At 35.9% G+C, this 26,186-nt stretch carries 28 protein-coding genes and 2 tRNA genes; 17 read left to right on the top strand and 13 right to left on the bottom strand.

Annotated features, from left to right (window positions below; genetic code table 11):
- Window positions 1-6: 6 nt before the first annotated feature.
- Window positions 7-1,200, top strand: coding sequence for an acetate/propionate family kinase (locus CA834_RS04095; RefSeq protein WP_094967404.1), 1,194 nt, complete (start codon window positions 7-9; stop codon window positions 1,198-1,200).
- A 267-nt stretch (window positions 1,201-1,467) separates the two neighbouring features.
- The gene (locus tag CA834_RS04090) at window positions 1,468-1,821 is read left to right on the top strand and encodes a carboxymuconolactone decarboxylase family protein (RefSeq protein ID WP_094967403.1); all 354 of its coding nucleotides are present in this window, start codon (window positions 1,468-1,470) and stop codon (window positions 1,819-1,821) included.
- Window positions 1,822-1,844: 23 nt separating this feature from the next.
- On the opposite strand, the gene CA834_RS04085 is transcribed toward CA834_RS04090, so the two are convergent.
- Genes CA834_RS04085 through CA834_RS04075 form a run of 3 tightly spaced genes read right to left on the bottom strand, consistent with a single transcriptional unit; the run spans window position 1,845 to window position 3,294 of the window.
- Complete coding sequence (locus CA834_RS04085; protein WP_094967402.1) at window positions 1,845-2,321, bottom strand: DinB family protein; 477 nt, start codon at window positions 2,319-2,321, stop codon at window positions 1,845-1,847.
- A gap of 39 nt (window positions 2,322-2,360) precedes the next feature.
- Window positions 2,361-2,852 carry a hypothetical protein gene (locus CA834_RS04080; protein WP_094967401.1) on the bottom strand — a complete coding sequence of 164 codons (492 nt, stop codon included), beginning with the start codon at window positions 2,850-2,852 and terminating at the stop codon, window positions 2,361-2,363.
- Window positions 2,853-2,904: 52 nt separating this feature from the next.
- Entirely contained in the window at window positions 2,905-3,294 is a 390-nt protein-coding gene (locus tag CA834_RS04075; RefSeq protein WP_094967400.1) for a hypothetical protein, read from the bottom strand.
- 369 nt (window positions 3,295-3,663) lie between these two features.
- On the opposite strand from CA834_RS04075, the gene CA834_RS04070 reads away from it, so the two are divergent.
- Genes CA834_RS04070 through CA834_RS04060 form a run of 3 tightly spaced genes read left to right on the top strand, consistent with a single transcriptional unit; the run spans window position 3,664 to window position 5,502 of the window.
- Window positions 3,664-4,050, top strand: a complete 387-nt coding sequence (locus CA834_RS04070; protein ID WP_094967399.1) for a hypothetical protein — start codon at window positions 3,664-3,666, stop codon at window positions 4,048-4,050.
- Window positions 4,051-4,081: 31 nt separating this feature from the next.
- The gene (locus CA834_RS04065; protein WP_094967398.1) at window positions 4,082-4,735 is read left to right on the top strand and encodes a BON domain-containing protein; all 654 of its coding nucleotides are present in this window, start codon (window positions 4,082-4,084) and stop codon (window positions 4,733-4,735) included.
- A gap of 2 nt (window positions 4,736-4,737) precedes the next feature.
- On the top strand, window positions 4,738-5,502 hold the full coding sequence (locus CA834_RS04060) for an exodeoxyribonuclease III (RefSeq protein WP_094967397.1): 765 nt from the start codon (window positions 4,738-4,740) through the stop codon (window positions 5,500-5,502).
- Between the two features lie 14 nt (window positions 5,503-5,516).
- Here the strand turns inward: CA834_RS04060 and CA834_RS04055 are convergent, their stop codons facing one another.
- Window positions 5,517-5,966, bottom strand: coding sequence for a pyridoxamine 5'-phosphate oxidase family protein (locus CA834_RS04055; RefSeq protein ID WP_094967396.1), 450 nt, complete (start codon window positions 5,964-5,966; stop codon window positions 5,517-5,519).
- 127 nt (window positions 5,967-6,093) lie between these two features.
- Here CA834_RS04055 and CA834_RS04050 point away from each other — a divergent pair, with 127 nt between their 5' ends.
- Window positions 6,094-6,819 (top strand): LOG family protein, encoded by a 726-nt coding sequence (locus CA834_RS04050; protein WP_094967395.1) that lies wholly within the window; start codon window positions 6,094-6,096, stop codon window positions 6,817-6,819.
- 14 nt (window positions 6,820-6,833) lie between these two features.
- On the opposite strand, the gene CA834_RS04045 is transcribed toward CA834_RS04050, so the two are convergent.
- The 3 genes from CA834_RS04045 to CA834_RS04035 all read right to left on the bottom strand — a co-directional run bounded on the left by CA834_RS04045 (window position 6,834) and on the right by CA834_RS04035 (window position 8,475).
- Entirely contained in the window at window positions 6,834-7,193 is a 360-nt protein-coding gene (locus CA834_RS04045) for a hypothetical protein (protein ID WP_094967394.1), read from the bottom strand.
- Between the two features lie 82 nt (window positions 7,194-7,275).
- Window positions 7,276-7,683 (bottom strand): hypothetical protein, encoded by a 408-nt coding sequence (locus tag CA834_RS04040; RefSeq protein WP_094967393.1) that lies wholly within the window; start codon window positions 7,681-7,683, stop codon window positions 7,276-7,278.
- Between the two features lie 12 nt (window positions 7,684-7,695).
- Window positions 7,696-8,475, bottom strand: a complete 780-nt coding sequence (locus tag CA834_RS04035) for an RNA polymerase sigma factor (RefSeq protein ID WP_094967392.1) — start codon at window positions 8,473-8,475, stop codon at window positions 7,696-7,698.
- Between the two features lie 205 nt (window positions 8,476-8,680).
- Here CA834_RS04035 and CA834_RS04030 point away from each other — a divergent pair, with 205 nt between their 5' ends.
- Window positions 8,681-9,349 carry a BON domain-containing protein gene (locus tag CA834_RS04030; RefSeq protein WP_094967391.1) on the top strand — a complete coding sequence of 223 codons (669 nt, stop codon included), beginning with the start codon at window positions 8,681-8,683 and terminating at the stop codon, window positions 9,347-9,349.
- A 139-nt stretch (window positions 9,350-9,488) separates the two neighbouring features.
- Window positions 9,489-10,385: a non-homologous end-joining DNA ligase gene (ligD, locus tag CA834_RS04025; protein WP_094967390.1), complete on the top strand. Its 897-nt coding sequence runs from the start codon at window positions 9,489-9,491 to the stop codon at window positions 10,383-10,385.
- Between the two features lie 63 nt (window positions 10,386-10,448).
- Here ligD and CA834_RS04020 read toward each other — a convergent pair whose 3' ends face one another.
- Window positions 10,449-10,652: a dodecin family protein gene (locus CA834_RS04020; protein ID WP_094967389.1), complete on the bottom strand. Its 204-nt coding sequence runs from the start codon at window positions 10,650-10,652 to the stop codon at window positions 10,449-10,451.
- Window positions 10,653-10,824: 172 nt separating this feature from the next.
- On the opposite strand from CA834_RS04020, the gene ppsA reads away from it, so the two are divergent.
- The 6 genes from ppsA (at window position 10,825) to CA834_RS03990 (ending at window position 16,771) form a co-directional block, all read left to right on the top strand.
- Window positions 10,825-13,236 carry a phosphoenolpyruvate synthase gene (gene ppsA / locus CA834_RS04015; RefSeq protein ID WP_094967388.1) on the top strand — a complete coding sequence of 804 codons (2,412 nt, stop codon included), beginning with the start codon at window positions 10,825-10,827 and terminating at the stop codon, window positions 13,234-13,236.
- Between the two features lie 591 nt (window positions 13,237-13,827).
- Window positions 13,828-14,064, top strand: coding sequence for a heavy-metal-associated domain-containing protein (locus CA834_RS04010; protein WP_094967387.1), 237 nt, complete (start codon window positions 13,828-13,830; stop codon window positions 14,062-14,064).
- Between the two features lie 37 nt (window positions 14,065-14,101).
- Window positions 14,102-14,836 (top strand): peroxiredoxin, encoded by a 735-nt coding sequence (locus CA834_RS04005; protein WP_094967386.1) that lies wholly within the window; start codon window positions 14,102-14,104, stop codon window positions 14,834-14,836.
- 7 nt (window positions 14,837-14,843) lie between these two features.
- Complete coding sequence (locus CA834_RS04000) at window positions 14,844-15,488, top strand: YceI family protein (protein WP_094967385.1); 645 nt, start codon at window positions 14,844-14,846, stop codon at window positions 15,486-15,488.
- A 4-nt stretch (window positions 15,489-15,492) separates the two neighbouring features.
- On the top strand, window positions 15,493-16,128 hold the full coding sequence (locus CA834_RS03995; protein ID WP_094967384.1) for a dienelactone hydrolase family protein: 636 nt from the start codon (window positions 15,493-15,495) through the stop codon (window positions 16,126-16,128).
- A gap of 4 nt (window positions 16,129-16,132) precedes the next feature.
- Complete coding sequence (locus CA834_RS03990; RefSeq protein WP_094967383.1) at window positions 16,133-16,771, top strand: phosphoribosyltransferase; 639 nt, start codon at window positions 16,133-16,135, stop codon at window positions 16,769-16,771.
- 91 nt (window positions 16,772-16,862) lie between these two features.
- On the opposite strand, the gene CA834_RS03985 is transcribed toward CA834_RS03990, so the two are convergent.
- From CA834_RS03985 to CA834_RS03975, 3 genes are all read right to left on the bottom strand, one after another.
- The gene (locus tag CA834_RS03985; RefSeq protein ID WP_094967382.1) at window positions 16,863-18,806 is read right to left on the bottom strand and encodes an erythromycin esterase family protein; all 1,944 of its coding nucleotides are present in this window, start codon (window positions 18,804-18,806) and stop codon (window positions 16,863-16,865) included.
- A gap of 119 nt (window positions 18,807-18,925) precedes the next feature.
- On the bottom strand, window positions 18,926-21,571 hold the full coding sequence (locus CA834_RS03980) for a cation-translocating P-type ATPase (RefSeq protein WP_240507453.1): 2,646 nt from the start codon (window positions 21,569-21,571) through the stop codon (window positions 18,926-18,928).
- A gap of 199 nt (window positions 21,572-21,770) precedes the next feature.
- Window positions 21,771-21,855: transfer RNA gene (locus CA834_RS03975), tRNA-Ser, on the bottom strand.
- Between the two features lie 237 nt (window positions 21,856-22,092).
- Between CA834_RS03975 and CA834_RS03970 the strand changes: the two genes are divergently transcribed.
- The 3 genes from CA834_RS03970 to CA834_RS03960 all read left to right on the top strand — a co-directional run bounded on the left by CA834_RS03970 (window position 22,093) and on the right by CA834_RS03960 (window position 25,218).
- Window positions 22,093-22,422 carry a hypothetical protein gene (locus CA834_RS03970; RefSeq protein ID WP_094967380.1) on the top strand — a complete coding sequence of 110 codons (330 nt, stop codon included), beginning with the start codon at window positions 22,093-22,095 and terminating at the stop codon, window positions 22,420-22,422.
- Between the two features lie 59 nt (window positions 22,423-22,481).
- Window positions 22,482-23,519, top strand: a complete 1,038-nt coding sequence (locus CA834_RS03965) for a M28 family metallopeptidase (RefSeq protein ID WP_094967379.1) — start codon at window positions 22,482-22,484, stop codon at window positions 23,517-23,519.
- Window positions 23,520-23,634: 115 nt separating this feature from the next.
- Window positions 23,635-25,218 carry a M28 family peptidase gene (locus tag CA834_RS03960; RefSeq protein ID WP_094967378.1) on the top strand — a complete coding sequence of 528 codons (1,584 nt, stop codon included), beginning with the start codon at window positions 23,635-23,637 and terminating at the stop codon, window positions 25,216-25,218.
- 53 nt (window positions 25,219-25,271) lie between these two features.
- Here CA834_RS03960 and CA834_RS03955 read toward each other — a convergent pair.
- Window positions 25,272-25,347: transfer RNA gene (locus CA834_RS03955), tRNA-His, on the bottom strand.
- 59 nt (window positions 25,348-25,406) lie between these two features.
- Entirely contained in the window at window positions 25,407-26,129 is a 723-nt protein-coding gene (gene bshB1 / locus CA834_RS03950; protein ID WP_094967377.1) for a bacillithiol biosynthesis deacetylase BshB1, read from the bottom strand.
- Between the last annotated feature and the right edge of the window lie 57 nt (window positions 26,130-26,186).

Below are 26,186 nucleotides of genomic sequence, written 5' to 3'. Positions count from 1 at the left end.
AGACATATGAATATATTAATCATAAATTCTGGAAGCTCTTCTATAAAGTTTCAATTGATAGAGATGCCTTCAGAAACATTAGTATGCAGTGGTGTGATAGATCGCATCGGTTATGCCGATGCCACTTTAAACTACAAAACTAATAGCCTTAATATTGATTATACAGAATCTATAAAAACACACAAAGAAGGCTTACAGCGCATCGTTGCCTTATTAGTGGACCCAGAGAAAGGCGTTATTCATGATGCAGGAGACGTTAAGGTCATAGGCCATCGTGTGGTACACGGTGGAAATTCATTTTCCAATACCACTTTAGTGACTACTGAGGTAAAGCATGAGATTAAAAAATATAGCACCTTGGCACCACTCCACAACCCTAATAATCTTGAAGGTATTTTAGTATCTGAAGCGCTTTTTCCCTTAGCCAAACAAGTCGCTGTATTTGACACTGCTTTTCATCAGTCCATACCAGAAAAAGCCAAAAAGTATGCTATCCCGAATAGGCTTTATAAAGAAAATGGTATACAGGTGTATGGTTTTCACGGCACAAGTCATAAATATGTATCGGAAAAAGCCATGTCGTACTTACAATTGAAAACCTCAAAAATCATAACCATCCATTTGGGTAATGGTTGCAGTATGACTGCAATTGTCAATGGTAAAAGCATAGATCACAGTTTAGGCTTTGCGCCTTCTAACGGACTAGTTATGGGGTCTCGAAGCGGTGATATAGACCATTCTATTATTTTTTATCTCGTGAATAATCTCGGGTATACATTGAATGACGTCAACAATTTACTCACAAAGGAAAGCGGCATGTTAGGGCTTACAGGGTATAGTGATTTGAGGGATATTGAAGCTAGGGCTGCCAAAAAGGACTCCGATTGCACACTAGCATTAATCATGAATGCCTATCGCATCAAAAAGTATATTGGCGCATATGCTGCCGCCATGAACGGATTAGATGCTATAGTATTTACCGCGGGTATTGGTGAAAACTCAAGCTTGATACGAAAACTGGTATGTGCCGATATGGAGTACTTTGGTATACTATTGGACGACACGAAAAACAACATAAAATCCAAGGTTTTACGAGAAATTCATACGACTTCATCAAAAGTAAAACTATTAGTCATTCCAACCAATGAAGAACTAGAGATTGCAAAGCAGGCTTTCAGTCTGGCTAAGGCGTCGTTATAGATTTTTATACTAATGAATGAGAGTTCGCAAAAAATACGCTTCTATTGGAACATGTCGTCACCTTAAAACGAACCTTATAAGCCATAATTTATTCAAAGGGTGATTTCTATTTCAACTAAACTGCAATAATATTGGTCTTTCTCTTGGCATTCTATTTTTAAGTTACAACCAAAGCTGATGAATAAGAGGCTGTAAATGATATAGGTCATTTTAAGAATTACTGTTTTGAAATACTTTTGGGAAACTAATTAATTAAAGATTCAAGTCATGATTAAGGACTATTCAAAAAACTACAATGACCTCTCAAAACTCATGAACGAACTGGGCACTAAAATCCCTTCTACCATGAAGAGCTTTGAAGAACTGCATAAAGCAAGTATTTCCCAAGGCGCACTATCTGTAAAGACCAAAGAACTCATTGCCCTAGGTATTGCCATTACGGTGAGATGTGATGGCTGTATTGCTTTTCACGTACACGACGCTTTGGAATCAGGAGCATCTTCCCAAGAAATTTTAGAAACCATTGGGGTTGCAGTTCTGATGGGTGGAGGCCCTGCCGTCGTTTATGGCTGTGAGGCTATGGAAGCCTTAGAACAGTTTGTCGTATTAGAAAAAGATTGATAAACATTTACAAAAAAAGTCGTTTAAGCCTCGCCCTTTAAAACTTTTAAATAAGCGGCGATTTGTCCTCTGTGGTAGGTTTCGTGCTCCAAAACCTTACGCATTATAAACCACCAGAATGTCATTTTGTTTCCGTTTTCATCGGTCACTTCTTGATTCATTTTCTCAGGACTGAAATTGCTAATAAGGGCATGTCGCTTTTGTTGATATACTTGTAGTTGAGCAAGCATTGCCTCATAATCTGCAAGCGTAACGAAGTGATGTGGGTCGTCTGTCCCAAACTTCCATTGAAATAGTGTTTCTTCAGAGGCTGCGAGGTTAAATAATAAATCATCTACATGAATGAGGTGTTTCACAATATGAGCAAAGCTCATAGCTGTATTATTCAATCGCCAATTAATAAATGTGCTCGGTACCTCTTCCAATCGTTTTAGCGTAGTCTTTCTTATTGCTGAAGAAAAATTAGCCAAATCGTTACCACCATTCTTATTTAAATGCATTCTGATTATTTATTTAAAACGTTACACAATTCTACGAAATTATTCTATTTTAATATTATCCCTAGATTCCAATAGACCAGGGTGAAAACGTTTCAAGAAAAGATTTCTAGTAGAGTCCATCTGCTGTAACATTTTTTCAATAGACATAGGGTTTTGTTTCCATTGGTCAAAAAAGTAGTCTTTCTTAAAAAAATTATCCTTTAAAAGCGTGTCGACTTCTGGAAAATAAGAGAAGTCCTCATTCCAATTAAGAGGTGTATTCTTTCCAAAGTAGCCCTTAAAAGAGTCCATTATACTGTCTAAATTTACCTGAATCGAATCTCCTTTAGTATTTGAGTAGCTCCAAGTGTAAGTGGAATCATACTTTATAAGATTCCCAAACTCATCAACTTCTTTCTGCACATCCCAGGATTCTATTGGTTTAACAATTGTAGTATCCTGTTTAACACTTTCTGGTTGCTCGCTTTCTTTTTTTTCATTATTGCAACTAGTCATAGCCAATGCGACTAGTAAAATCATTATTTTTTTCATGACTCAATATATTTTAATCTCATTATTATTTTTAAAAACATCTCCTTAATATTTAATTCCTTCTACCACTTGTGCTCCTCGTATTAGAGCGATTTCGGGTAGTATAATTTTCACTGTGATAACTACCTATGTCGTCACCACGATAGGTTTTTATTCTTACAAATCTGCTTCTGTTTAAATTGAGCGTATTAAAACGTGGTGGCAATGTCTTTACCCGTACCCAAACATTATTTTCCAAATAAATGTAAGTTCTATGCGAAAGGTCATAATAAATCATATAATCTGGGAAATATACATACCGCAGCACTTCTACCCTATTGGGGTAAAACCAAGGTGGCAATGGTTGTTCCGGCTTGGATGAAATAACAATTGGTCCACAGCTTTGCAATGTTAATCCACCAGTCAGCATGAGTAGTACTAATAAATAACTTCTACTCTTCATAACACTACTATTTATACCAGCAAAGCAATAAAAAGTGAAAAACAAGGGAAATGACCTAGGTCATTTTAGAGCTTATAATTTAAAAAATAGCCTAATTTAGAATAACAAATAGTTGTTTTCTATTGTGAAAAGATGGTTACCCTAAACAGTAATGCAATAATTACAGATTTAGAGGAAAACCTTGTCATGTATAATTGAAATCTTCTTTTTGAGGATTAAAAGATGTCACAACTTATCGTTTTAGGAAGGTATCATAAAATCTAGCAATTTCATCTTATTAAAGCTTCTCAAAAATGACTGAGGTCATTTAACATATGCTAATAAAGTGCAATATTTAACGGTGAGATAAACTTTTAAAAAAACAACATCATGACAACTGAGGTATTATTTAATTCCAATATGCATTTTGAGCATAGACAATGGAATCGCGAACTCGCCTTCTGGCAAGACGAGTTAAAATCTTTCAATAACAGATTGAGTGAACTTGTAAACCATTATACAAGCAAAGAGGTACTTGAGCAGTTAGAACACTACCAAAACGAATTCACACTTCACGGTAACGTAATTGAAGATTTGCTTGAAGCTATAGAACAACACGAAATTCGCATTGCTGCGCAAAGCAAAACGGGTTTGGATGAACTGGACACCCAAATGTCAAAAAAACATATGGAGTTTAGAAATCGTATGGAAACACAAAGAGATATTTACGCCAAACTCAAAAAAGATTTTTTTAGGTTTCTTGAGACGTATATGTAGATCTAATGTCTGAACGTAAAAATAGAACACCATGAAAACTGATGCACAAATAAAACAGGATGTCATTGATCAATTAAAATGGCAAAATGACGTAGACGAAACCCAAATAGGGGTCACTGTTAAGGACGGGCTTGTAACCCTTTCGGGCCTTGTTTTTTCCTATCCTATAAAACTTGCGGTTGAGGATGCCGTAAAAAAAGTGGCAGGGGTAAAAGCCATAGCTGAAGATATTAAAGTGGGTTACCTCTCTGAACAAAACAAAACTGATACAGAAATTGCAAATTCCGCGGTAAACGCCATAGAATGGAATGCCTCTGTACCAAATGACAGGCTGCTTGTTGAAGTGGAAAACGGATGGATTACACTTTCTGGAACCCTAGAGTACGCCTACCAAAGGGATGCGGCCAAACGAACTGTAGAATATTTAACAGGTGTAAAGGGAGTCACAAATAATATTACACTAAAACAAGTCATTGACCCTAAAGATGTTCAAGAACAAATAAAGAATGCTTTTGAACGTTCTGCGCTTATTGATGCTCAAGGCATTAGCATAGAAACAAGCGATCATGCTGTAAAATTAAAAGGCAGGGTACGCTCTATTATAGAAAAAGAGGAAGCTCAAAAGGCAGCTTTTAATGCACCAGGAGTGTATGCCGTACAAAATGAACTAAAAGTAGTATCCTGAAAATGAATATCGTTTCATGGAATGTCAACGGCATAAGGGCAATAGTAAAAAAAGATTTTTATGAGACTATAAAGACTTTGAATCCAAATATCTTATGCCTGCAAGAGACCAAAGCCCAGAATGACGAGACCAAAAAAGTATTGGCTTCATTAGATGATTATTGTCAATATTACAATGCGGCAGATAAAAAAGGCTATTCCGGAACAGCAGTATTAAGTAAAACAAAACCAGAATCCTTAACAAATGATATGGGCATTATAGAACACGATGCCGAGGGACGCATTCAATGTGCCGAATATGAAAATTTCTATTTGGTAAATGTTTACGTTCCAAATTCTGGCCAGCAGTTAGATCGTTTGGAGTACAGAAAACAATGGGATGCCGATTTTCTCATGTATTTAAAAAAACTAGAGAAGACCAAACCTGTAATTGTCTGTGGTGATTTTAATGTAGCGCACCATGCCATAGATCTGAAAAATGATAAATCCAATTACAACAAAACAGCTGGTTATACTCAAACAGAAATTGATGGTATGGATAACTTCATAAGTGCAGGCTTTGTGGACGCCTATAGATATTTACATCCTAATACCATTGCATACACCTATTGGAGTTACCGCTTTAAAGCGCGAGAACGAAATACAGGCTGGAGAATCGATTATTTTTTAGTGAGTAGGTCCTTAATGGAAAACGTAAAATCTGCAGAAATACTATCCCAATATTATGGCTCAGACCACTGCCCTATTGAGCTTGAGATTGACCTTTGATTTGATTCTTTTTATTAGGTTTTTTCAAATCGTCCTGTTTTTTTAGTCAGTTCAATTCTATAGACCACCCCTTTCATAGACTCAATAGTGCTTTGGTGAGAATCGGACATAGAATGACTAATAGTGGTTTCACCGGTCATCAACGGCATGACTTTATCCATTAGGATGTTCATGGCGTTCTTGCGTTCATATGGCGTTTTTAATTCTTCGAATGTTCCCCAGGCAATAACGCTTCGCCAATTACTCATATTATCTATGACATCGACTTCAAAGCATATAATTGGGTTTTTCCTCATCATGTCTATTTTCATTCCGTCTTTCGTGTGGCCATAAACATGAGTACCGTCGTAAGCATAGGTGACTGGTACCACGTAGGTTATGTCCTCTGCATGACATCCTATACGACCAATAATTGAACTGTGTAAAATATGCTCAATCTGTTTAGAATTTAATTCGCCTAACATAATGCTGCTCGTTTTTTAAGTTACATAGGTATTCTACAAAGTAAATTGATAGAAACAAGTAGTGAAATGACCACAATCAGTTTAAGTTACAAGAGTTCACAATATATTTAAGCCACAATTTTATAATATGAAACAACACGACAAAGAAGCCCGATTTCTTGTAGGAAAACGAAGTCGAATTATGGAGTTCTTAAGTGTACTTTCCATTGCATCTGAATTTATACACGGATTTAGAAAATTACATTTTGTGAATCCATGCATTACTGTTTTTGGCTCAGCAAGGTTTCAAGAAGACAATATCTATTATAAGCAAGCTAGAGCATTTGGGCAATTAATAGCAGAGAAAGGTTTCACGGTTATGACAGGAGGAGGACCAGGTATTATGGAAGCGGCCAATCGAGGTGCAAAAGATGTCTCTGGCCAATCCGTTGGATGTAATATACAATTACAAAAAGAACAACATCCTAATCCATATCTGGATTTCCATTTAACCATGAATCATTTTTATGTCAGGAAAGTATTGTTATTGAAATATTCTTATGCCTTTGTTGTCTTTCCTGGCGGATTTGGTACTATGGATGAACTTTTTGAAACACTCACTTTGTTGCAAACCAAAAAAATATTCAATTTTCCCGTCATTCTGTTTGGTGAATCGTATTGGTCTAAATTATTAGAGCAAACACAAGTGATGCAAAAGTTTAGAACAATTTCTGAAAATGATTTGAAGCTTTTTTTTGTGACGGATTCTGTAACTGAAGGGATGAATTGTATCAACTCGGAATTAGAAAACAATTATAGCACGCTTATAAGTAATAAAGCATCTAAAAGTAGGTGGTGGTATGGTGAACACTAAAATATAGCTGACCCTTAATGGATCCTTTCCAAATACTTGAGTAATAAATCTACTTGAAATTGGCCAACAATTGGTAAATCTGCATCAGCATTCATAAGTACCAATCCATAAGCTAAATGGGAAAGTTTACAGTCTTGAATGATACAGTGGTCTAAGTTACTGTACACGGGCATGAAGTGCTTCATTGTCTCCAATCCCGAAGCGTTAGCTATTTTCATAGCAGCTGCAACGGCCTGAGTGATTTTATCTGGTGATAATCCTTTATCTAACAAATCGCTCGCTAGATGTGTCATATTTAGACTGTAATAAAAATCCAAAAAAACACTAATAGCGTCAGGTTCCTTATATTGCTTTGTATATATTATTAAATCCATGGAATATATTTTATCACCAAATTAGAGTTGCTATATAAAACACTGATGCGTTATAAAATAGTGCTTCAATCAACTGTCTTTATTAAAGGTTTTTTGCATAGTCAAAAACGATTCTTTTAAATACTTTAAAATCATGTTTAAACGTATCCATTCTCTCAAGTAAAATACGATGTCTTTCCCTATACTCAGCATCAGATAATCCATATTCCCCTTGTTCTATCCGAGCCAAAAGCTTCTCATGCTCAACAATGCTATCTTCTAAATCCTCAAACAAATCAACATGAATTTTATCAAGATTCTTAAGCATATTTTCATAGTCTGGATTACTTTTTTTTGAAACTTCTTTTTTCTTTAATAAATTATTGAAAAACTTTACTTCATCTTTCCAAAACGCAATGGTATCTAACCATTCTTTACTTTCAAAGTGCAAAATATCTAATCCAGCACCTAACAAAATTTGGGCTTTTGGATTGGAAGTTGTGGTTTTCATAATGTCTAGTTTTTATTTCGTATTACTGCTATTCATATACCTATTAAAAAAACTTACTTGCAAGGCCCTTCTTGCGTCTTTAAGCAAACTTTGAACCTCACTAATTGAGCTATTTCTTATTTCGGCAATATCATCCAAACTCAGATGCTGTTGTGTGGAGAGCTCAAACACAATGCGCATGGGTAGTGGCAAATTATGAAGTACCATTTGTATGTGACGATCAATAGCCTCTTCTGTTATCTCTTCATCCAATTTTTCAGTTAATTCCTCTTCGTTATCCTCTATAAACACATGGTTTAACGTATAATCATTGTGGTTGTATGATCGATCATCAAGGTCCTCAATCATTACAAAATCTCCATCTGCATCTTTAGTAAATTTTTCTTCCATAGCATCCCACTCTGGCCTTGAATAAGAATCAATAATCTTAAAGAAAAAATCATCAAATTCTTCCTCAACAATAGTATCCTCCAATAATTCGTTGGTTTTTTTAAATAGCCATAAGTAAAATTGCTTTTCATCTTTAATTTCGTCTACATGGTCATAGATTTCAATAAAAAGCTGATCTATAAAATCATCCGCCCTGTACTTGCCCTGAGAAAAATGACCTTTTTTTATAGCTGTACTCAATCGACCGTTAATATACTTTTTGATTGCTGGCACTATTTTAAGTACGTGTTGATTGAAAGCCATTTTATCAGCTTTCTTTTTTGACGATACCAGATCTGAAAATGTATGATCGACAATGACTTTAAATTCATTTTTCTGTGAATATGAAACCGTACTTTTCATTTTTTTTGTTTTAATCTGAATGATAAAGGTCAAACTATATCAGAACTTAAAAAATGACGTAGGTCATTCTATGTGTTAATTGAGTCCCACACTTAGGATTAAAATAATGTTAAAATTTAGTTAGCTGATATATATCATTCCCAGTGACTTACGATTAAAATACATTCATGGTACTATTAATTGTTTAATTAAAAATTTTAGAATCATGAAAACAGATGCAAGCATTAAAAAAGATGTTTTAGATGAATTAGCTTGGGAAAAAACTGTAGATGAAACAGAGATTGGAGTTGAAGTAGAAAATGGGGTTGTAACACTCTCAGGTACTGTAGATAATTACTATAAAAAAATGGCAGCAGAAAAAGCAGCGAAGCGCGTATATGGCGTTAAAGCCGTAGCTGAAGATATTGTAGTTAAATTTGGAGATTCCTATAAAAAGACAGATAAGGAAATAGCAAAAGCAGTGGTCAATGCATTAGAATGGAATATTTCTGTTCCAAAGGATCAAATCATGGTAAAAGTTGAAGACGGTTGGGTCTACTTAACTGGACAAGTAAATTGGGATTTTCAAAGGGACGCTGCTAAAAAAGCCATTGAAAATATTTTAGGCGTAAAATACGTATCCAATAATATAACCTTAAAACAAGAGGTTAAAACTGGAGACATTAAAAACAAGATTGTTAAAGCATTTGAGCGCTCAGCAGATCTTGAAGCCAAAAATATTAAAGTGGACGTTGATGGACATACCGTAACCTTGAAAGGCACAGTGCATTCTCTTGCCGAAAAAGAAGAAGCTAGAGAAGCTGCTTACAAAGCACCCGGAGTGTATCATGTGAAAAATGAACTAAAAATAGAATACTACCCTGAATATGCTTAGGTAAAGGTTAACTAGTATTTTATTTAGTTTGTTTAAAATGTCCTACTTATCTCATACATAGTTAGGACATTTTTTCATCTCTATCGCAGGTTTTAAATACTATTGAATTTGGGAAGGCATAATTACAAAATCTTAAAAAATGAATTTATCACTCAATAAATCCAGACAAACACACAAAGACAAAATACTGTTTCCTGTTTCGGGCATTACCAAACAAAATGTACTTGAGTATTACTATACTATTTCGGACTATATACTTCCTTACTTAAAAGATCGTCCATTAACCATGCAACGATTTCCAAATGGGATTGACAAAGAAGGTTTTTTTCAAAAGCATATCCCAGATTATTTTCCAGATTGGATTCCGACAGTAAAGGTAAAAAAACAAGGGGGTTCGGTAAATCATGTATTATGTAACTCTAAAGACGTATTGAGTTACCTCGTAAGTCAATATGCATTAACGTTTCACGTAACGTTGAGTAGAATAGATAAAATAGAATATCCGGATAAACTCATTTTTGACCTAGACCCACCAAAAGACGATTTTAAACTCGCCATAAAAGCGGCTAAAGCAGTACGCAATCTTTTAGAAAACGAACTCGAACTAAAAGCCTTTTTGATGACCACGGGTTCTAGAGGACTGCATATTGCGGTGCCCTTAAAAGCAGATGAATCCTTTGATACTATGCATGAATTTTCAAGGTTAGTTTCCCATTATATTTGTAGTAATAGCCCAAATGAATTTACCACCGCTGTTAGAAAGGATAAGCGTAAAGGACGGCTTTTTATTGATTATATAAGAAACTCATATGGGCAAACCAGTGTTGCACCCTTCTCCATTCGTGCTATAGAAAACGCTCCAGTAGCAACCCTTTTAAGCTGGGATGAATTGGATAATAGGGCACTAACCGCTCAAACATATACTATTGACAACATTGTTGACCGGTTAGAAAAAAAGACTAATCCTTGGGAGGATTTTGAGCAAAATGCCAAAAGTACAGATAGTGCAATGCACAAAATAAAGAAGATGACATAATAAAAAAGGATTCCAAAAACGTAAATCAGAAATCTGATTACTTTTAAGGAATCCTCAACCTAACTAATCCGTAATACCAAAACATACCTTTGTAGTTACCCTGTATTGGGTCACCTCATTGTTGTTAACCGTTGCTTGCATGTCTTTCACATAAACAGACTTGATATTTTTTACTGTTTTAGAGGCTTCTGCGACAACATTTTTAACGGCGTCATCAAAGCTAATTGTAGAGTTACCTAATACTTCTATCACTTTTAATACTGACATAATCCTTTGATTTTATGATTAATATAATTCGAAAATAGTGATTACATAAACCCTATAAAATGATCTTCCTCAGTCTTTAAAGTTTAAATCCACACCATACTGACCTATATCATTTTAGAACGTCCAACATCGCAGTATTTTTAAATTGACATAAATCAAAAGCAATCAAAAGATGGAATCGCGTATTAAAAAATTTAGTGAGATTGGCATAAATGATGTGGATATTGTAGGAGGGAAAAATGCCTCTTTAGGAGAAATGTATAACCAATTAACTTCAAAAGGCGTAAGCATTCCCAATGGTTTTGCAACAACATCAGCTGCTTTTTGGGAGTTTCTGAAAGAAAACAACATTCAAACAGCGTTAGAAGACCTTTTGAAAGACCTGAATAGAGAAACATATGCAAATCTTGAACATATAGGAAAACAGGCTAGGACGCTTATTTTAAATGGAAAGTTGTCTCCTACATTTTCTAAAGAAATCACAGAAGCTTATACCCATTTATTTAGCGAGGATTTGAAAGAAGTTGCTGTGCGAAGTAGTGCCACCGCAGAGGACTTACCAGATGCTAGTTTTGCTGGACAGCATGAAACCTACTTGAATATTAAAGGAGCAACAGCAGTGCTAGAAGCGGTAAAAAAGTGCTTTGCGTCCTTATACACCAATCGCGCCATAAAATATAGAGAAGACAAAGGATTTAAACACAGCACTATTGCATTATCCGTAGGTGTTCAGCGGATGGTGCGTTCAGATAAAGGTTGTTCTGGTATCGGATTTACAATAGAACCAGAATCTGGTTTTGACAATGTCATTGTACTTTCGGGCATCTGGGGTTTAGGCGAAAATATAGTACAAGGCACTGTCAATCCTGATGAATTTTATGTTTTTAAACCAAGTTTGGCTAAAAAAAAGCACCCTATAATTCAAAAGGTCTTAGGAGATAAAAAACTAACCATGGTATATTCTGAAACACAGCAGGGAAAAATTACAACTACAAATATAGAAACGCCAATAGAGAAACAAGAACAATTTGTCTTGTCCGACAAGGACGTTATTTCTTTGGCAAAATGGGCTTTGCTTATAGAAGACCATTATCAAAAACCAATGGATATTGAATGGGCAAAAGATGGAATTACCGACGAATTGTTTATTACACAAGCACGTCCTGAAACGGTACATCAAACCATAAATAAAAATATTCATATCGCCTATACACTTCTAAAAAAAGGAGTACTATTAACGCAAGGAAATGCCGTTGGCTCAAAAATAGTTATCGGAAACGCACAACTTTTAAAATCACCCAAAGAAGCTGAAGCATTATCATCAGATACTATTATTGTAACAGACACCATAACCCCAGATTGGGATCCGCTTTTAAAACAAGTTAAAGGCATTGTTACCAATAAAGGAGGAAGAACAAGCCATGCTGCTATTGTAGCTCGCGAGCTGGGCGTAGCGGCAATTGTAGGATGTGGTGATGCCACCAAATCCATAAAAAATGGCGACACAATTACCTTGTCTTGTGCGCAAGGGAAAACGGGCTATATCTATCAAGGGGAATGTGCTTTTAAAGAAGAACAAATAGACTTTTCAAATATAAAAATGCCTAAAACCGAGGTGAAACTAATTCTTGCAGATCCAGAAAATGCCTTTCAGCTATCTCGTTATCCAAATAATGGTGTAGGTCTATTACGGATGGAATTTATCATTACCCATTATGTCAAAATACATCCCATGGCATTAGTGCAATTCGATAAGATAAAAGATAGTGCTGTAAGGAAAACCATTCAAGACATCACAAAATCCTATCCCGAAAAGAAAGATTATTTTGTGGATAAACTATCACAAGGTATTGCAACCATAGCTGCGGCTTTTTACCCAAAAGAAGTTATTGTACGGTTAAGTGACTTTAAAACCAACGAATATGCCAATCTTATGGGAGGGAAAGATTTTGAACCTCATGAAGAAAACCCCATGTTAGGTTTTAGAGGGGCATCACGATATTACAATGATTTATATAAAGCGGGTTTTGCCTTAGAGTGCAAAGCCATAAAAAAGGTCCATGGCGACATGGGTTTGACTAATTTAAAAGTGATGATTCCATTTTGCAGAACTATTGAGGAAGGCAAAAAAGTATTAGCCGTTATGTCAGAAAATGGTTTGAAACGTGGAGTCCATGGTTTAGAAGTTTACACCATGGTAGAAATTCCAAGTAATGTCATATTAGCCGAACAATTTGCTAAAATTTTTGATGGTTTTTCGATTGGATCGAACGATTTAACACAACTTACCTTAGGCATTGATAGAGATTCGGAATTAATGATGGACCTGTTTGATGAAAACAATGAAGCTCCGAAACAGATGATTAAAATGGCGATACAATTGGCTAAAAAAACCCGTACAAAAATAGGCTTGTGCGGACAAGCACCCAGCGACTCTCCTGAGTTTGCGTCTTTTTTGGTAAAAGAAGGTATTGATAGTATTTCATTTAATCCAGATGCACTATTACAAGGCATCGAAAACATTAATAAAGCAGAAAAGCAAAATGAAAATATAGGTTTTTTAATTGATTCCGGCTATTTATAAGAGTAATTAGTCGTTACCACCTAGAGAAACTAGGTGTAATTATTTTGAGTGACTAATACTCTTAAAAAAACACCTTAACTGATCGTCGTCATTTCCTGCTGTGATAACCTACATTACATTAGTAGTATAATTATGATATGGTTCTTTGAAATTCAAAAAGTAAAGGTTCTCGCTGTATAGGTACAGGAGAATCGAAGGTGTCAAGATATTCTTAACAGCTTTTAGGCTATGATGTTGACTTTGTAAAAAGTGTATATGATACAAAAGGTTTTAAAGAATAGTTTGCACCACTAATCTGGGACGGTAAAATGTCCCAGATTATCTTTAAAGAATAAAAACATTGGCTTATATCTGCTTTTAGCAAGTATAGCCTATATGAAGTGATTAGTCTATTACCAAAATTTGATTTGTTTACTTCTCTAGCAATGGATTGCTTTAAACAATTTAAAGCGTTAAATATTAATCGCTTCATAAGAAACGAGAAGTGTTAACTTCTCGTTTCTGTTTTTTAGGACGTTAACCAACAAAAGAGGCACCATAATCATTTTGAATTTTGGGGTACATAAGCTCAACCCCATTAAGAATATAAGTATGAGAACAACTGTACACATACAAAACTTAATCTGTGATACTTGTGTAAAAACCATACGTAACGTACTCACTGGATTAGATCGTATAAGCGATGTTGATGTCGATTTCAAAAAAGAAACGGTAAGCTTTAATTTTTTTACAAACCATGATTTTGAACACGCTAAACACGTACTGGAAATGATGGGTTATCCCATACTTGGCCCTGACGAGGTTTTACGAGATTTACCTAATACTTAAAAACCTATTTCACATAACAATTTTAAACTAATTAAAAATGGAAACACTACAAGAGAGAGAAGAAGTAACAACAATGCCAAGAATAGGCGATAAAGCGCCGAAATTTAAAGCAGAAACTACTCAAGGAGTTATTAATTTCCCGGATGATTATGCGGGGCAGTGGGTTATTTTATTTAGTCACCCTGCAGATTTCACACCCGTTTGTACCTCAGAATTTATAACGTTTGCACACCTTGAAAGTAAGTTTGATAAAGCTAATTGTAAGCTTGTCGGTTTATCTATCGATGGTCTGTACAGCCATATTGCTTGGCTGAGAACCATAAAGGATAAGATTGAATTTAATGGTATGAAGAATATTGAAGTTAAATTTCCTTTAATCGAAGATATTACCATGAAGGTGGCTAAAACATATGGGATGATTCAACCTGGGGAAAGCAAAACACAAGCCGTGCGGGCTGTATTCTTTATAGACCCTAAAGGCATCGTCAGAGCTATTATTTATTATCCATTGAGCTTAGGTCGAAATTTCGATGAGATTTACCGAGCACTTATTGCCATGCAAACGGCAGATAAGTTTTCTGTAGCGACGCCTGCAGACTGGTATCCTGGTGACGATGTAATTATTTCTCCGGCTGGATCTTGCGGTGTAGCAGAAGAACGTATGACATCCACAGATGAATTAACTTGTAAGGATTGGTTTTTCTGCACCAAAAAACTGGATAAAGACACCATCCTAGATGCCATTCTTAAAAAAGAAACCATAAAAATGTAAATTACCAATGACTCGATTATTCAAAACCATAGTTTATTTGTCACTTGGTGTTGTTGTACTTTCCTGTAATAATTCAGAAAAGAACAAAACCAAATCTACAGTCGATAAACCTAGCGAACAACTATATTCATACAGTGTAGATACAACAGGTATTTCTGTGTTATGGACAGCCTATAAGTTTACAGATAAAGTAGGGGTTCCTGGCACTTTTGATAGGATTAGTTTTAATAATACAGAGGCATCAGGGTCCATCGAAAACCTTTTAAACAAGGCGCAATTATCCATACAAACAGCCTCTGTAAATTCTAAAAATGCCATACGAGATCCTAAGATCAATACCTTCTTTTTTAAACCCTTCAATACCCCTGAAATAAAAGGGACCATTTTAGATGCCAAAGAAGGCGAGGGTATGGTAAAACTTTACATGAATCGTACGACTCACGAAACGCCGTTTACCTATTCCATCGAGAATGACACGATAAAGGTCATTGCGCATCTCGATTTGGGCTATTGGAACGGCGAAGAGGGCATCACAAGTTTAAACACAGAATGTTACGATCTTCATAAAGGAGCTGATGGCATATCAAAGCTTTGGCCCGATGTGGATGTTGTTATCAAATTACCTGTACGTAAAACACCTGTAATGGAATAATATCATGAACTACAGGTCACTAGATATTCCAATAGAAGAGGTTACCCTCAAAGGACGTTTGCGACTAGCTAAACAGCAAAAAGGGCTTGTGGTTTTTTCCCATGGTAGCGGAAGTAGTAGAATGAGCAGCCGAAACAACTATGTAGCTGATTTGCTTCTAGACGAAGGCTTTTCATCATTATTATTCGATTTATTGACTGAAACGGAAGACACCGTCTATGAGAATAGGTTTAATATTGATTTACTTACCCAAAGATTGGTGCTAGTGACTAAATGGATATACAAACAAGACATTACGAAGAACGTACCCTTAGGATTCTTTGGTGCAAGTACTGGTGCTGCCTCTGCTTTAAAGGCAGCACCATTTTTAGGCACTAAAATAAAAGCTATAGTTTCTAGAGGTGGCAGACCTGATTTAGCTGCACCTATTCTAGACCAAATAAATTGCCCTACCCTTTTAATTGTCGGTGGTAATGATGGCGATGTTATAACATTAAACCAGAAGGCTTACGATCTACTAAGAAGTATCAAAAAAATAGAAATTATTGAAGGTGCCACCCATTTGTTTTCAGAATCTGGGAAATTGGAAATTGTCGCCGAATTAACCTGCGCTTGGTTTACTAAATATTTAAAAAACTAGAGCAATGATGTTTAAAGATAGAATTGAAGCTGCTATGTTGTTAGCAGATGAACTAGAAAGTTATAGGGGTAAAAACGCTATAATTTTAGCCATACCAAGAGGAGGTGTTCCTATGGGCTATATTATAGCCAAACGACTTCATCTACCCTTAGAAGTAGTGCTTTCTAAAAAAATAGGACACCCACTACATAAAGAATTTGCCATTGGTGCCGTAACCTTAAAAAGTCAGGTTTTAAGTAATGCTGCGGCAGACGTATCACCTAGATATCTTGATGAAGAAACCAAAAAAATAAGAGCCCTACTTACCAAACGCTACAGAGATTATTACGGTGATAAACCACCGCTTCAGCTTAAAGATAAAATTTTAATTATTGTGGATGATGGTATTGCTACAGGCAACACTATTATATCTACCATAGAAATGTTACACGCAGAGCATCCTGAAAAAATTGTAGTCGCCATCCCTGTATCTTCTCAAGATGCGCTACAAAAATTAAAAAACAGTCCTTTTATTGATGACGTTGTTTGTCTATCAACACCTATTAATTTTAGGGCTGTTGGTCAATTTTATAGAAACTTTGACCAAGTTGATGATGCAGAGGTTAAAACCTTACTGAAGGAGGTATCAGCAAATACTAACTAAAATTTCATCCGGACTACAAACTTTGCTTAATTTTTAAAAGCCATTGAACCTCTTGAATTCTTAGATGAGAGCCCTAAATCTTAATACCATACTAGGTATCTAATAATCCGAATGGATGCAAATCTAGTAATTTAGCAGTTGCTGTTTGGGTTGCAATTGGTGTCACAGCTTTCGTTTTATTAAACCAAATGTACTCGTCAAATTGCGATGGTAACACGGTTTTAAAGTAATGACTCATCCGTTCCGTTTCTGGTCTATAGACTACCCCAATAGCACGCTCTAAGCGTGGTGTACTTAAAAATTCCCTTAATTTTTTTTCTGAATGGTTTTCACGTAATGGCAAGGTGAAATTAGAGACATTTGTTCTATGGCAAAGATTTTCGTAACTGTTTTCTAAAGACTCCTTTACAGTCATCACTTCCATAGGCTCACCCCAATTATTGGACGCGGCAACCGTTCCTGTATGTGTTCCAAAACCAATATGATACGATTTATCACCAAAATGTTCCTTGCATAAATGCCCAATATTTATTTCACCTCTAGCATACATTTCAGTGGCCAAAGCATTACCAATATGAGAGTTATGAGCCCAAACAATCGCTTTAGAATCTTCTCCAAAATATGATAATAAAGACTTTAGGGTATAAAACATGTGAAAATCACGTAAGTTCCAGGATTCTGCACTGCCGTAGTACATAGCTTTGTAATACCGTTCCGCATCAACCACCACTGAGGCGTTTTGATAAGCATAAAAATACGCTTTAGAATGGTCGAGTTTATTTTTGTTTTTCAACAAATCAAACAACATTTTTAATATCTCGGCCTCGCAACTCTTCAATTTATCAGTAGTTACAAGTTTTCCATACAGTGCAGGACTAGACATAAATGGCATAATACATGAATAACGTAATTTTGCAAGTGTTGCCAAGTCTGGGTTAACCTCTTCTAGATATTTAATAACCAAATCAATAGAATTCTCTAATCCGTATAAATCGAGACCGTAAAATCCAATACTATTATCATGCTTGCTATTATATTTTTTAAGCCACTCTACAAAATGGAGTACATCTTTGTTTTTCCACATCCATTCTGGGAACCGTGCAAAGGGCATCCAATCTTGTGATTTGTAATCATGTCTAACGTAATTATTTATTTGCTCGGCATCTGACCAATCGGCTTCAGCGCAAATAAAATTAAATCCTTTTCGTTCTATTAGCGCTTTTGTAATTTCCTGTCTTGCCGCATAAAATTCTGAAGTTCCATGAGAGGCTTCCCCTAACAAAACGACTCGGGCGTCTCCTATTCTATTTAATAAACCATCTATTGGGAATTTTTTAATGGTTTTAAAGGGAATTGAACTCATCCCGATTTCATCTATAATGTCATTTTCCGGAAAGGTTTCAGTCCCTATGTCAGGAATTAGGGTGGGCTTCGGAATAAAATAATTATCCCGTAGTGCTTTTGTTATAAATTCAGTTTCAGAAACCCGTTCAACGATTTCTAGCATCACATGGGCCCAATCCGGACCCACTGGTGCCAATAACTTAGCCCCAATTTTTAATTGTTTTTTCAGAGCATCTGGAATGTCTTCAAATTCTGAAGCGCTTAAAATAGCATTAAATGGTCCTTTAGCTTTCCATCCTTCTTCAAGTTTTCCTGTTTTTATGTGCACATTAGTAACATCTATGGCTTTTAAGACGTCTAAGGCCCAATTTGCATACGTTTGAGTCGTTTCAACAGCGTAAACGTTTTGATAAATTTTGGATAGAGCAGCTAAAATATAAACAGAATCGACACCAATAATAAGGATACTTTCTTCTTCTTTTACCTCCAATTCCTCTAGCATGCGGGCTAAGACAAGAACTCTTGGCTCTGCCCTCTCAGTTGATTTTTTAAGAGCCACATTTTCATAGAAATATGGAGGTAAGGTTTCTGATAAAAAGAAGGCTTTAGGAATATTTTGAAAAGCTTCTAGAAGTAATTTATTACTTATGCCCCTATCCTTCAATTGTTCTATAATACCGATATCTTTCATTTTTAATCTATTTAACTAGCTACTTAAAATTATTACCAATGAATTGATTATGAAATGACGCATATCATTTAAATTTAATTTTGCTTTTTTGAATTTGCTACAGTATCAGCAGAGACAGACTAGAATGTGCCTCCTAACCGCTTTATAATCTGAGAAAGCGCCAATGAACCTAAAGCGAAAATAACCACCCAACCTATTTGTTCTAATGTTAGTTTGGTTAAGAAAAGTGCCTCTGAAATAGGTGATATATAATACGCGCTAACGGTAATAATTAAAGATAATGCAATTGCAGACCATACCCACGGATTTTTGATTACCTCATTATTAAAAAATGAAACCTTACTTTCTGCCATATTAAAGACGTTAAACAATTGCGCCAACACTAAAGTATAAAACGCCATATTATTTATAATCACTGATGATAATTGTAATGAAAAATAGGCGTAGGCTGTAATACCGACAACAGCAACTGTAATGGAAAGGCCGTAAATAATAGTTGATGCCCATCGTTTCCTGCCCATAATCGGTTCATTTGCTTTACGGGGCGGGCGTTTCATTATATCCACTTCACCTTTACCCATACCTAAGGCTAATGCAGGAAAAATATCTGTGACTAGATTTAAAAATAAAATTTGCAACGGTAGCAATGGCGCAGGTAAATTAAGTAATGCCGCTAACCCCACAGAAACGACTTCTGCCAAATTACAGGATAGAAGATACACCACAAACTGCCTGATATGGTCGAAAACAGCACGCCCTTGACTTATTGCCAATTCCATAGTCGTGAATTTATCATTTTTAAGAATAATATCAGCAGCCTCACGCGCAGCTTGCGTTCCTCTAATTCCCATGGCGATACCAATATCTGCTTTCCGTAAGGCCGGTATATCATTTATGCCATCCCCAAACATACCCACAACATTTTCATTCTCCTGATAAAAGGTTACAAGTTTTAATTTCTGTTCTGGTGTCACTCTTGCAAAAACCGAAGCATCCAGAAGATTCTTATGTGCTGTGGGACTTGCTTGGCCTTCAAATTGTAATTCATTTCCATGTATAATACAATTTGAAGCTGCATTCTTCGGCAACAAACCTATTTCCTCTGCGATTTTTTTTGCAGTTCCGGGATGATCTCCTGTCATCATAACCACCTTAATCCCTGCTTCTTTATAAACGTTTATCGTTGATTTGACATCTTCCCTCGCAGGATCTAAAAACCCGATAACTCCTATAAAGGTTAAATGTGATAATAAATCATCCTTTTTTGGTTCTGTTTCCTGATGTTTATAGGCAAAAGCCAAGACCCTTAGTCCTTGAGACGCCATATCACTAACATGCGATAGCCATTCTCTTTTGTTTTTAAATTCTTGTGGTTTCTCATCATTTAATATAGTATCACAATAATTTACAATGCTCTCAAATGCACCCTTTGCATAAACGGTAAAACCATCATCGTTTTTATTTAACGTTGCCATTAATTTACTGGATGTATTAAATGGGATTTCAGTTTTTTCAGGATTATTTTCTTTGATTTTATTTAGATCAAAGTGTAATTTTTCAGCAAATTGCACGAGGGCTATTTCAATACTATCACCTTTTAATTGTTCAGTATTTAATACAACATTATTACATAAAATACTCGTCATCATAAGAGCACAAAAAGCCTGGGAATGTTTAACATCATCTAACTGAGTAGGACTATTATTTTGTATTTCCTTTAAAATCTCATCTTCAAAAACCAATGTATGCACTTGCATTTTATCTTCGGTAAGCGTTCCTGTTTTATCAGTACAAATGATATTTGTTGCTCCAAGAGTTTCAACGCCTTCCATTTTTTTTATGATGACTTGGCGCTTGGATAGTTTTAGCATGCCTCTTGCCAGGGCAATGGTGGCTACAACGGGAAGACCTTCTGGTATTGCTGCAACTGCCAGTGCAACAGCTGTTTCTATAATCAAAAGCATATCCAGACCTCTTAAATATCCTGTAAAAACAATGAGGATTCCAAAAATTAAAGTGAGCCAAATAAGCCATTTACTCAATGCATTTAACTTTTTTTCTAATGGTGTTCGTTGCTCTTCAACGTCGCCACCCATTTTCTGAATCTTACCGAGTTCAGTATTTGTACCAGTAGCAACGACAATTGCCTTTGCAGAACCTTGCTCTACAGTAGTTCCTTTAAATACCATATTTTTCCTATCGGATAAAACGGTGTTTACAGGAAGCGAATTCACACGCTTCTCTACAGCTCTACTTTCCCCTGTCAACGATGCTTCTTTAACCATTAAGTTTTCTGCGGTAATGAGACGTGCATCGGCTGAAACTACATCTCCGGCTTCTATTAGAAGGACATCCCCCGGCACCAATAGGGATGCCTTTATGGTTTTAATCTTTCCGTCACGTAAAACCGTGCTCTCAATAAATCCCATTTTACGAAGGGCTTCGAGAGAACGAATACCTTGTAATTCCATTATAAAACCAATAGTAATGGTAATTAAGATAACTGTGATTATAGCTATCGTTTCAGGTAAATCCTCATTAAAAAGAAATGTAAGACCTGCCGCTATGGCCAGAATAAAAATAATTGGGTCTTTAAATTGATCGAAAAGAATTTTCCATCTACTTTTTGTTTGATTGGCAGCAATCTCATTTTTTCCATACGTTTTAAGACGTAGTTTTATTTCCCTTTCATTTAGACCGCAATCAATATTGCTGTTCAGGGTATCAGCAACAGTACTAATAGAAAGTGAAAAGGGATCTAACATAATTGGTGGTAATTGACCTATAAACTGTAATTAACGACGTGCAAACATTTTATAACTTTATGATTGAATCCATAAATTTAATTTTTGGAAATAGGATAAATCTATTGAAAAGAGGACTATCGTGAAATGATATTCATCATATCAGACAAGTGGATATATAAAGAAAAAAAGCCCATAACTTTAGTTATAGGCTTCTCAGCGGAGAAAGAGGGATTCGAACCCCCGGAGGTGTGACCCTCAACAGTTTTCAAGACTGCCGCATTCGACCACTCTGCCATTTCTCCTTTAGCGGATGCAAATATAAAATCCTTTTTCTTGCAGGCAAAGGAATTTTTGTTGTTTTTTAAACGAACAAACTTTTAAAATTCTAGTATCATTCTACAAAGGATTGTAATTTAGGCACAAAAAATGTAGTAGTCTTATTTGGCGGAATTTAAGTTCATTCCTTTGACTGGTTTTGCTTAATAATAAGAGCTTACGAGGCAGGTCTCTGACCTTAGACGGAAATTAAAATACAAATTATGAAAAAGACATTAATCGTTTTTGGTTTAACCTCAGGTATAATAGCACTAGTATTAGCCGTAACAAAATTTTCAAAATTTGCCATTATTCCAATAGTCGTGGCATTTGCCACAGGATTGATTATCCTATTTATTTCAAAAAAACAACATATCAAAACGAAATCTATACAATACATTTTTTTAATGGTTATCATTGCCTTAGGTTTTACTATTTATAAAAGTATATTTTCAACAACGGCAATAAAAACAGATGAGCCACCCATAAATACAACCAAGGCTGACATCAAAAACGAAAAGAAATTAGAGCCTAAAGAGGATACCAAAGATTAGTAATTTTGTGGGAAAATATTTCATTAATTCTCTTATTTTTGCGTAAATCAATTACTTAGATGAAAGTACTTTTTGCATCCGTCTTAATACTTGTAGGTTCTTGCTCTACAATAAGGCATAGTAAAAAAATAGAAAATCTTAAGGAAAGTATTTCATATCACGACACTTCTGATGTTAAAATTTATCTTAACACCATTAGTCCCGAGGAATTAAAAGAGCATGTCGAAGAGGTATCTTCAGATAAATATATGGGCCGCATGACCGGAACGGAAGGTCACAATGCCGTGTGCGACTACATTAGAAACTATTACAAGTCGCTTGGTATTAGTGCGCCCCAGTCCAACCCAGACTATTATCAAAAAGTACCGTCTTCAGTTTTTCCTAAGGAATATGACTTAAAAGACTCGCAAAATATTATCGCTTATATTGAAGGTTCAGAGTTCCCTAATGAATATATTTATATTTCGGCCCACTCGGATCATGAGGGTGTTGTTAATGGCGAAATCTACAATGGTGCTGATGATAACGGGTCAGGGACTGCCGCGGTTCTTGAAATGGCGGAAGCCTTTAAGCTTGCTAAAAAGCAAGGTAATGGACCAAAACGTAGCATTGTATTTCTTCATGTTACTGCAGAAGAGATTGGCCTACACGGTTCACGTTACTATTCAAATAATCCTGTTTTTCCTTTAGAAAGTACCATTTCTTTCCTCAATATAGATATGATAGGACGTGTTGACAATGCGCATGTTAACAACGAAAATTATATTTATCTTATTGGTTCTAACCGCTTGAGTACCGAATTGGATTTTATTGCCCAAGAAGCGAATCGCACTTTCACCAACCTTGAGTTAGACTATAACTTCAATAAGAAAAATGACGTCAACCGTTACTATTATCGCTCCGACCACTACAACTTCGCCCAAAAGGATATTCCTGTTATTTTCTTTTTTAATGGTGAACATAAAGACTACAGCAAACCCACAGATACTGCCGACAAAATAAACTATCCCTTACTTACAAAACGAACACATTTTATTTTTGCAACGGCATGGTATTTAGCAAATTCAGAGCAACCACTGACGAAGGAAGTCCTTTAAAGTTAAATTTTGTTAAAAGGAATTTGCATTAAAGAATTACCCTCAACTAATTCATTATTTTTACCCTCAGCTGTTTGGGTATACTTTCAGCTTTGTTAAAAAAACTTTAATGTCAATGAAAAATTTAGCGTTTCTAATAGCAATTTCCGGTATCTTAATGAGCTGTGGAAGTTCATCTAATCAGATGACTACTACGGACAATAATTATAAAACCCAAGTAACCGCTAATCCGGTGGATTATGCTTCAACTATTACTGCAGATGAATTAAAAACGATGCTCTACACCTACGCTTCAGACGAGTTTGAAGGTCGCGATACAGGAGAAAAGGGTCAAAAATTAGCCGTAGAATATTTAAAGCAGCAATATCTTGATATGGATGTTCCTACCCCTCTAGGTGGTTCGGATTATTTTCAAGAAGTTCCTCTGGAACGCCAACAATCAGCTGAAGTAGATATCACTGTTAATGGAATGTCATTCAAAAATTTTGATGATATAATTGTTTTGGATATATCAGAAAGTGAAAGCCTTACACTTTCAGAAATTGTCTATGTCGGTTATGGTATTGATGCCGATAATTACTCAGATTATGAAGGTGTAGACGTGAAGGGAAAATTTGTTCTAGCAAAAGCAGGGGAGCCTAAAGATGAGAATGGCAATTATGTAACGTCTGGTACTTCTGAAGATACGAAATGGTCTGGAGGAAGACAATCCTTATCAAGTAAGCGCGATGCTGCAAAAGATAATGGTGCTAAGGGTCTCATTTATATGGATGACATAATGTTTAGCAGATATGCACCGTATTATAAAAGGCAGGCGGAATCTGGAAGATCGGGACGTATTTCATTGATTAGCACTGAAGCAAGCATGATAAGACTTATGGTCAGCGAGAATCTCGGTAAGGCTCTACATAGTCGTATAACAGAATCCGATAAACCAGAAACCATTGCTACCAATATTAATCTTAACCTTGAAAAAACGTCGGAAGCAGTATCTTCAGAAAATGTCGTGGCCTATCTAAAGGGTACTGAAAAACCAGATGAGGTTATCGTCATTTCTGCACATTTAGATCATGTGGGCATAGAAAACGGAACAGTTTACAACGGGGCAGACGACGACGGTTCGGGAACAATTGCTATTCTAGAAATTGCCGAAGCCTTCAAAGAGGCAGAAAAAAATGGACATGGTCCTAAACGAACCGTGGTTTTTCTTCATGTAACGGGCGAAGAACGCGGTCTTTTGGGTTCACGTCACTATACAGATAATAGTCCTATTTTTCCATTAGAAAACACCGTTGCCAACTTAAATATTGATATGATTGGCCGAACGGACCCTGAGCGCGAGGATGGAAATCGAAACTATATTTACCTAATTGGAAGTGATAAATTGAGTACAGAGCTCCATAACATATCCGAAGAGGTCAATACCAAGTTCTGTAATGTTGAGTTAGATTATACCTATAATGATGAAAACGATCCTAATCGATTTTACTACCGATCAGACCACTACAATTTTGCAAAAAACAATATTCCGGTAATTTTTTATTTTAACGGTACACATGCTGACTATCATAAGCCTACGGACACTCCGGACAAGATTGAATACGATTTACTCGAAAATAGAGCTAAATTGGTCTTCCATACCGCTTGGGAACTGGCTAATAGAGACAACAGAATAGTTGTTGATAAGGCGGTCCCATAAAAAATAATACAGGTCACAAAAAAAGCCTTTCATTTCTGAAAGGCTTTTTTCATGGGTGGAAGATGGGGCTCGAACCCACGACCCTTGGTACCACAAACCAATGCTCTAACCAACTGAGCTACAACCACCATTTTAATTAGGACTGCAAATGTAAATTATTTACAATTTTCTACAAAACCTTTTAATAGTTATTTCAAATCAAATAATGAGGATACGGCCACATAGCGTTCTGCCGTAAAACCTTCACCATAGGCAACACCAATAAGCCTTCCTAAATTACGGGCCCTGTATTCGATACTATCTGTAAAATTTTTACTGGATATAGGTGTTTCAGGCTCCTCGCTATTGGGATCGTAAAACTGTGTTTTGTATGCCATAACGGCTTCTATCTTTTTCTCCAAAAATCCCGTCACGTCGACAACCACATCTGGCTTTAAATCTTTCCACTGTATATAATGATATACCGCTTTGGGACGCCATGGATCTTGCCATCCATCTACGTCTTCATGTTTTGTGTCAATTTTTAAAAGACCACTTAAAAAACAAGAATCACTTACCAACTGACTGGCCCTTCCATGATCTATATGTCTGTCTTCAATGGCGTTACAAATCACAATTTCAGGGCGGTACAACCGTATCATTTTTATTATTTCTAGCTGATGGGCTTTGTCATTGACAAAGAATCCATCGGCAAACTCCATATTGGTTCTTACAGCTACATTTAAAATACTAGCAGCATTATCGGATTCCATATCCCTAGTTTCTGCTGTACCACGAGTACCCAATTCACCCCGGGTCAAATCTATTATCCCCACTTTTTTTCCAAAATGAACCTCTTTTGCAAGTGTTGCTCCGCAGCCTAATTCAACATCATCTGGGTGCGCTCCTATGGCTAAAATATCTAATTTCATAATTTTTGTTCAATTGAGATTTGCAAAAATATTAAAAAGGCAACAGATTATAGCAGA

This window comes from Winogradskyella aurantia, from assembly GCF_002266855.1.
Lineage (GTDB): Bacteria > Bacteroidota > Bacteroidia > Flavobacteriales > Flavobacteriaceae > Winogradskyella > Winogradskyella aurantia.
This window is presented reverse-complemented; position numbering and strand designations above follow the sequence as displayed.

What these genes read in the sequence shown, in the direction of transcription:
- CA834_RS03960 (WP_094967378.1), top strand. Translation starts at nt 23,635, where the DNA reads ATGAAAAATTTAGCGTTTCTAATAGCAATTTCCGGTATCTTAATGAGC.
- CA834_RS04090 (WP_094967403.1), top strand. Translation starts at nt 1,468, where the DNA reads ATGATTAAGGACTATTCAAAAAACTACAATGACCTCTCAAAACTCATG.
- CA834_RS04075 (WP_094967400.1), bottom strand. Translation starts at nt 3,294, where the DNA reads ATGAAGAGTAGAAGTTATTTATTAGTACTACTCATGCTGACTGGTGGA.
- CA834_RS04095 (WP_094967404.1), top strand. Translation starts at nt 7, where the DNA reads ATGAATATATTAATCATAAATTCTGGAAGCTCTTCTATAAAGTTTCAA.
- CA834_RS04080 (WP_094967401.1), bottom strand. Translation starts at nt 2,852, where the DNA reads ATGAAAAAAATAATGATTTTACTAGTCGCATTGGCTATGACTAGTTGC.
- CA834_RS04005 (WP_094967386.1), top strand. Translation starts at nt 14,102, where the DNA reads ATGGAAACACTACAAGAGAGAGAAGAAGTAACAACAATGCCAAGAATA.
- CA834_RS04050 (WP_094967395.1), top strand. Translation starts at nt 6,094, where the DNA reads ATGAAACAACACGACAAAGAAGCCCGATTTCTTGTAGGAAAACGAAGT.
- CA834_RS04010 (WP_094967387.1), top strand. Translation starts at nt 13,828, where the DNA reads ATGAGAACAACTGTACACATACAAAACTTAATCTGTGATACTTGTGTA.
- CA834_RS03980 (WP_240507453.1), bottom strand. Translation starts at nt 21,571, where the DNA reads ATGTTAGATCCCTTTTCACTTTCTATTAGTACTGTTGCTGATACCCTG.
- CA834_RS04000 (WP_094967385.1), top strand. Translation starts at nt 14,844, where the DNA reads ATGACTCGATTATTCAAAACCATAGTTTATTTGTCACTTGGTGTTGTT.
- CA834_RS03995 (WP_094967384.1), top strand. Translation starts at nt 15,493, where the DNA reads ATGAACTACAGGTCACTAGATATTCCAATAGAAGAGGTTACCCTCAAA.
- CA834_RS03990 (WP_094967383.1), top strand. Translation starts at nt 16,133, where the DNA reads ATGATGTTTAAAGATAGAATTGAAGCTGCTATGTTGTTAGCAGATGAA.
- CA834_RS04030 (WP_094967391.1), top strand. Translation starts at nt 8,681, where the DNA reads ATGAAAACAGATGCAAGCATTAAAAAAGATGTTTTAGATGAATTAGCT.
- CA834_RS04060 (WP_094967397.1), top strand. Translation starts at nt 4,738, where the DNA reads ATGAATATCGTTTCATGGAATGTCAACGGCATAAGGGCAATAGTAAAA.
- CA834_RS04035 (WP_094967392.1), bottom strand. Translation starts at nt 8,475, where the DNA reads ATGAAAAGTACGGTTTCATATTCACAGAAAAATGAATTTAAAGTCATT.
- CA834_RS04085 (WP_094967402.1), bottom strand. Translation starts at nt 2,321, where the DNA reads ATGCATTTAAATAAGAATGGTGGTAACGATTTGGCTAATTTTTCTTCA.
- CA834_RS04055 (WP_094967396.1), bottom strand. Translation starts at nt 5,966, where the DNA reads ATGTTAGGCGAATTAAATTCTAAACAGATTGAGCATATTTTACACAGT.
- CA834_RS03970 (WP_094967380.1), top strand. Translation starts at nt 22,093, where the DNA reads ATGAAAAAGACATTAATCGTTTTTGGTTTAACCTCAGGTATAATAGCA.
- CA834_RS03965 (WP_094967379.1), top strand. Translation starts at nt 22,482, where the DNA reads ATGAAAGTACTTTTTGCATCCGTCTTAATACTTGTAGGTTCTTGCTCT.
- CA834_RS04070 (WP_094967399.1), top strand. Translation starts at nt 3,664, where the DNA reads ATGACAACTGAGGTATTATTTAATTCCAATATGCATTTTGAGCATAGA.
- CA834_RS04065 (WP_094967398.1), top strand. Translation starts at nt 4,082, where the DNA reads ATGAAAACTGATGCACAAATAAAACAGGATGTCATTGATCAATTAAAA.
- CA834_RS03985 (WP_094967382.1), bottom strand. Translation starts at nt 18,806, where the DNA reads ATGAAAGATATCGGTATTATAGAACAATTGAAGGATAGGGGCATAAGT.
- ppsA (WP_094967388.1), top strand. Translation starts at nt 10,825, where the DNA reads ATGGAATCGCGTATTAAAAAATTTAGTGAGATTGGCATAAATGATGTG.
- ligD (WP_094967390.1), top strand. Translation starts at nt 9,489, where the DNA reads ATGAATTTATCACTCAATAAATCCAGACAAACACACAAAGACAAAATA.
- CA834_RS04020 (WP_094967389.1), bottom strand. Translation starts at nt 10,652, where the DNA reads ATGTCAGTATTAAAAGTGATAGAAGTATTAGGTAACTCTACAATTAGC.
- CA834_RS04040 (WP_094967393.1), bottom strand. Translation starts at nt 7,683, where the DNA reads ATGAAAACCACAACTTCCAATCCAAAAGCCCAAATTTTGTTAGGTGCT.
- CA834_RS04045 (WP_094967394.1), bottom strand. Translation starts at nt 7,193, where the DNA reads ATGGATTTAATAATATATACAAAGCAATATAAGGAACCTGACGCTATT.
- bshB1 (WP_094967377.1), bottom strand. Translation starts at nt 26,129, where the DNA reads ATGAAATTAGATATTTTAGCCATAGGAGCGCACCCAGATGATGTTGAA.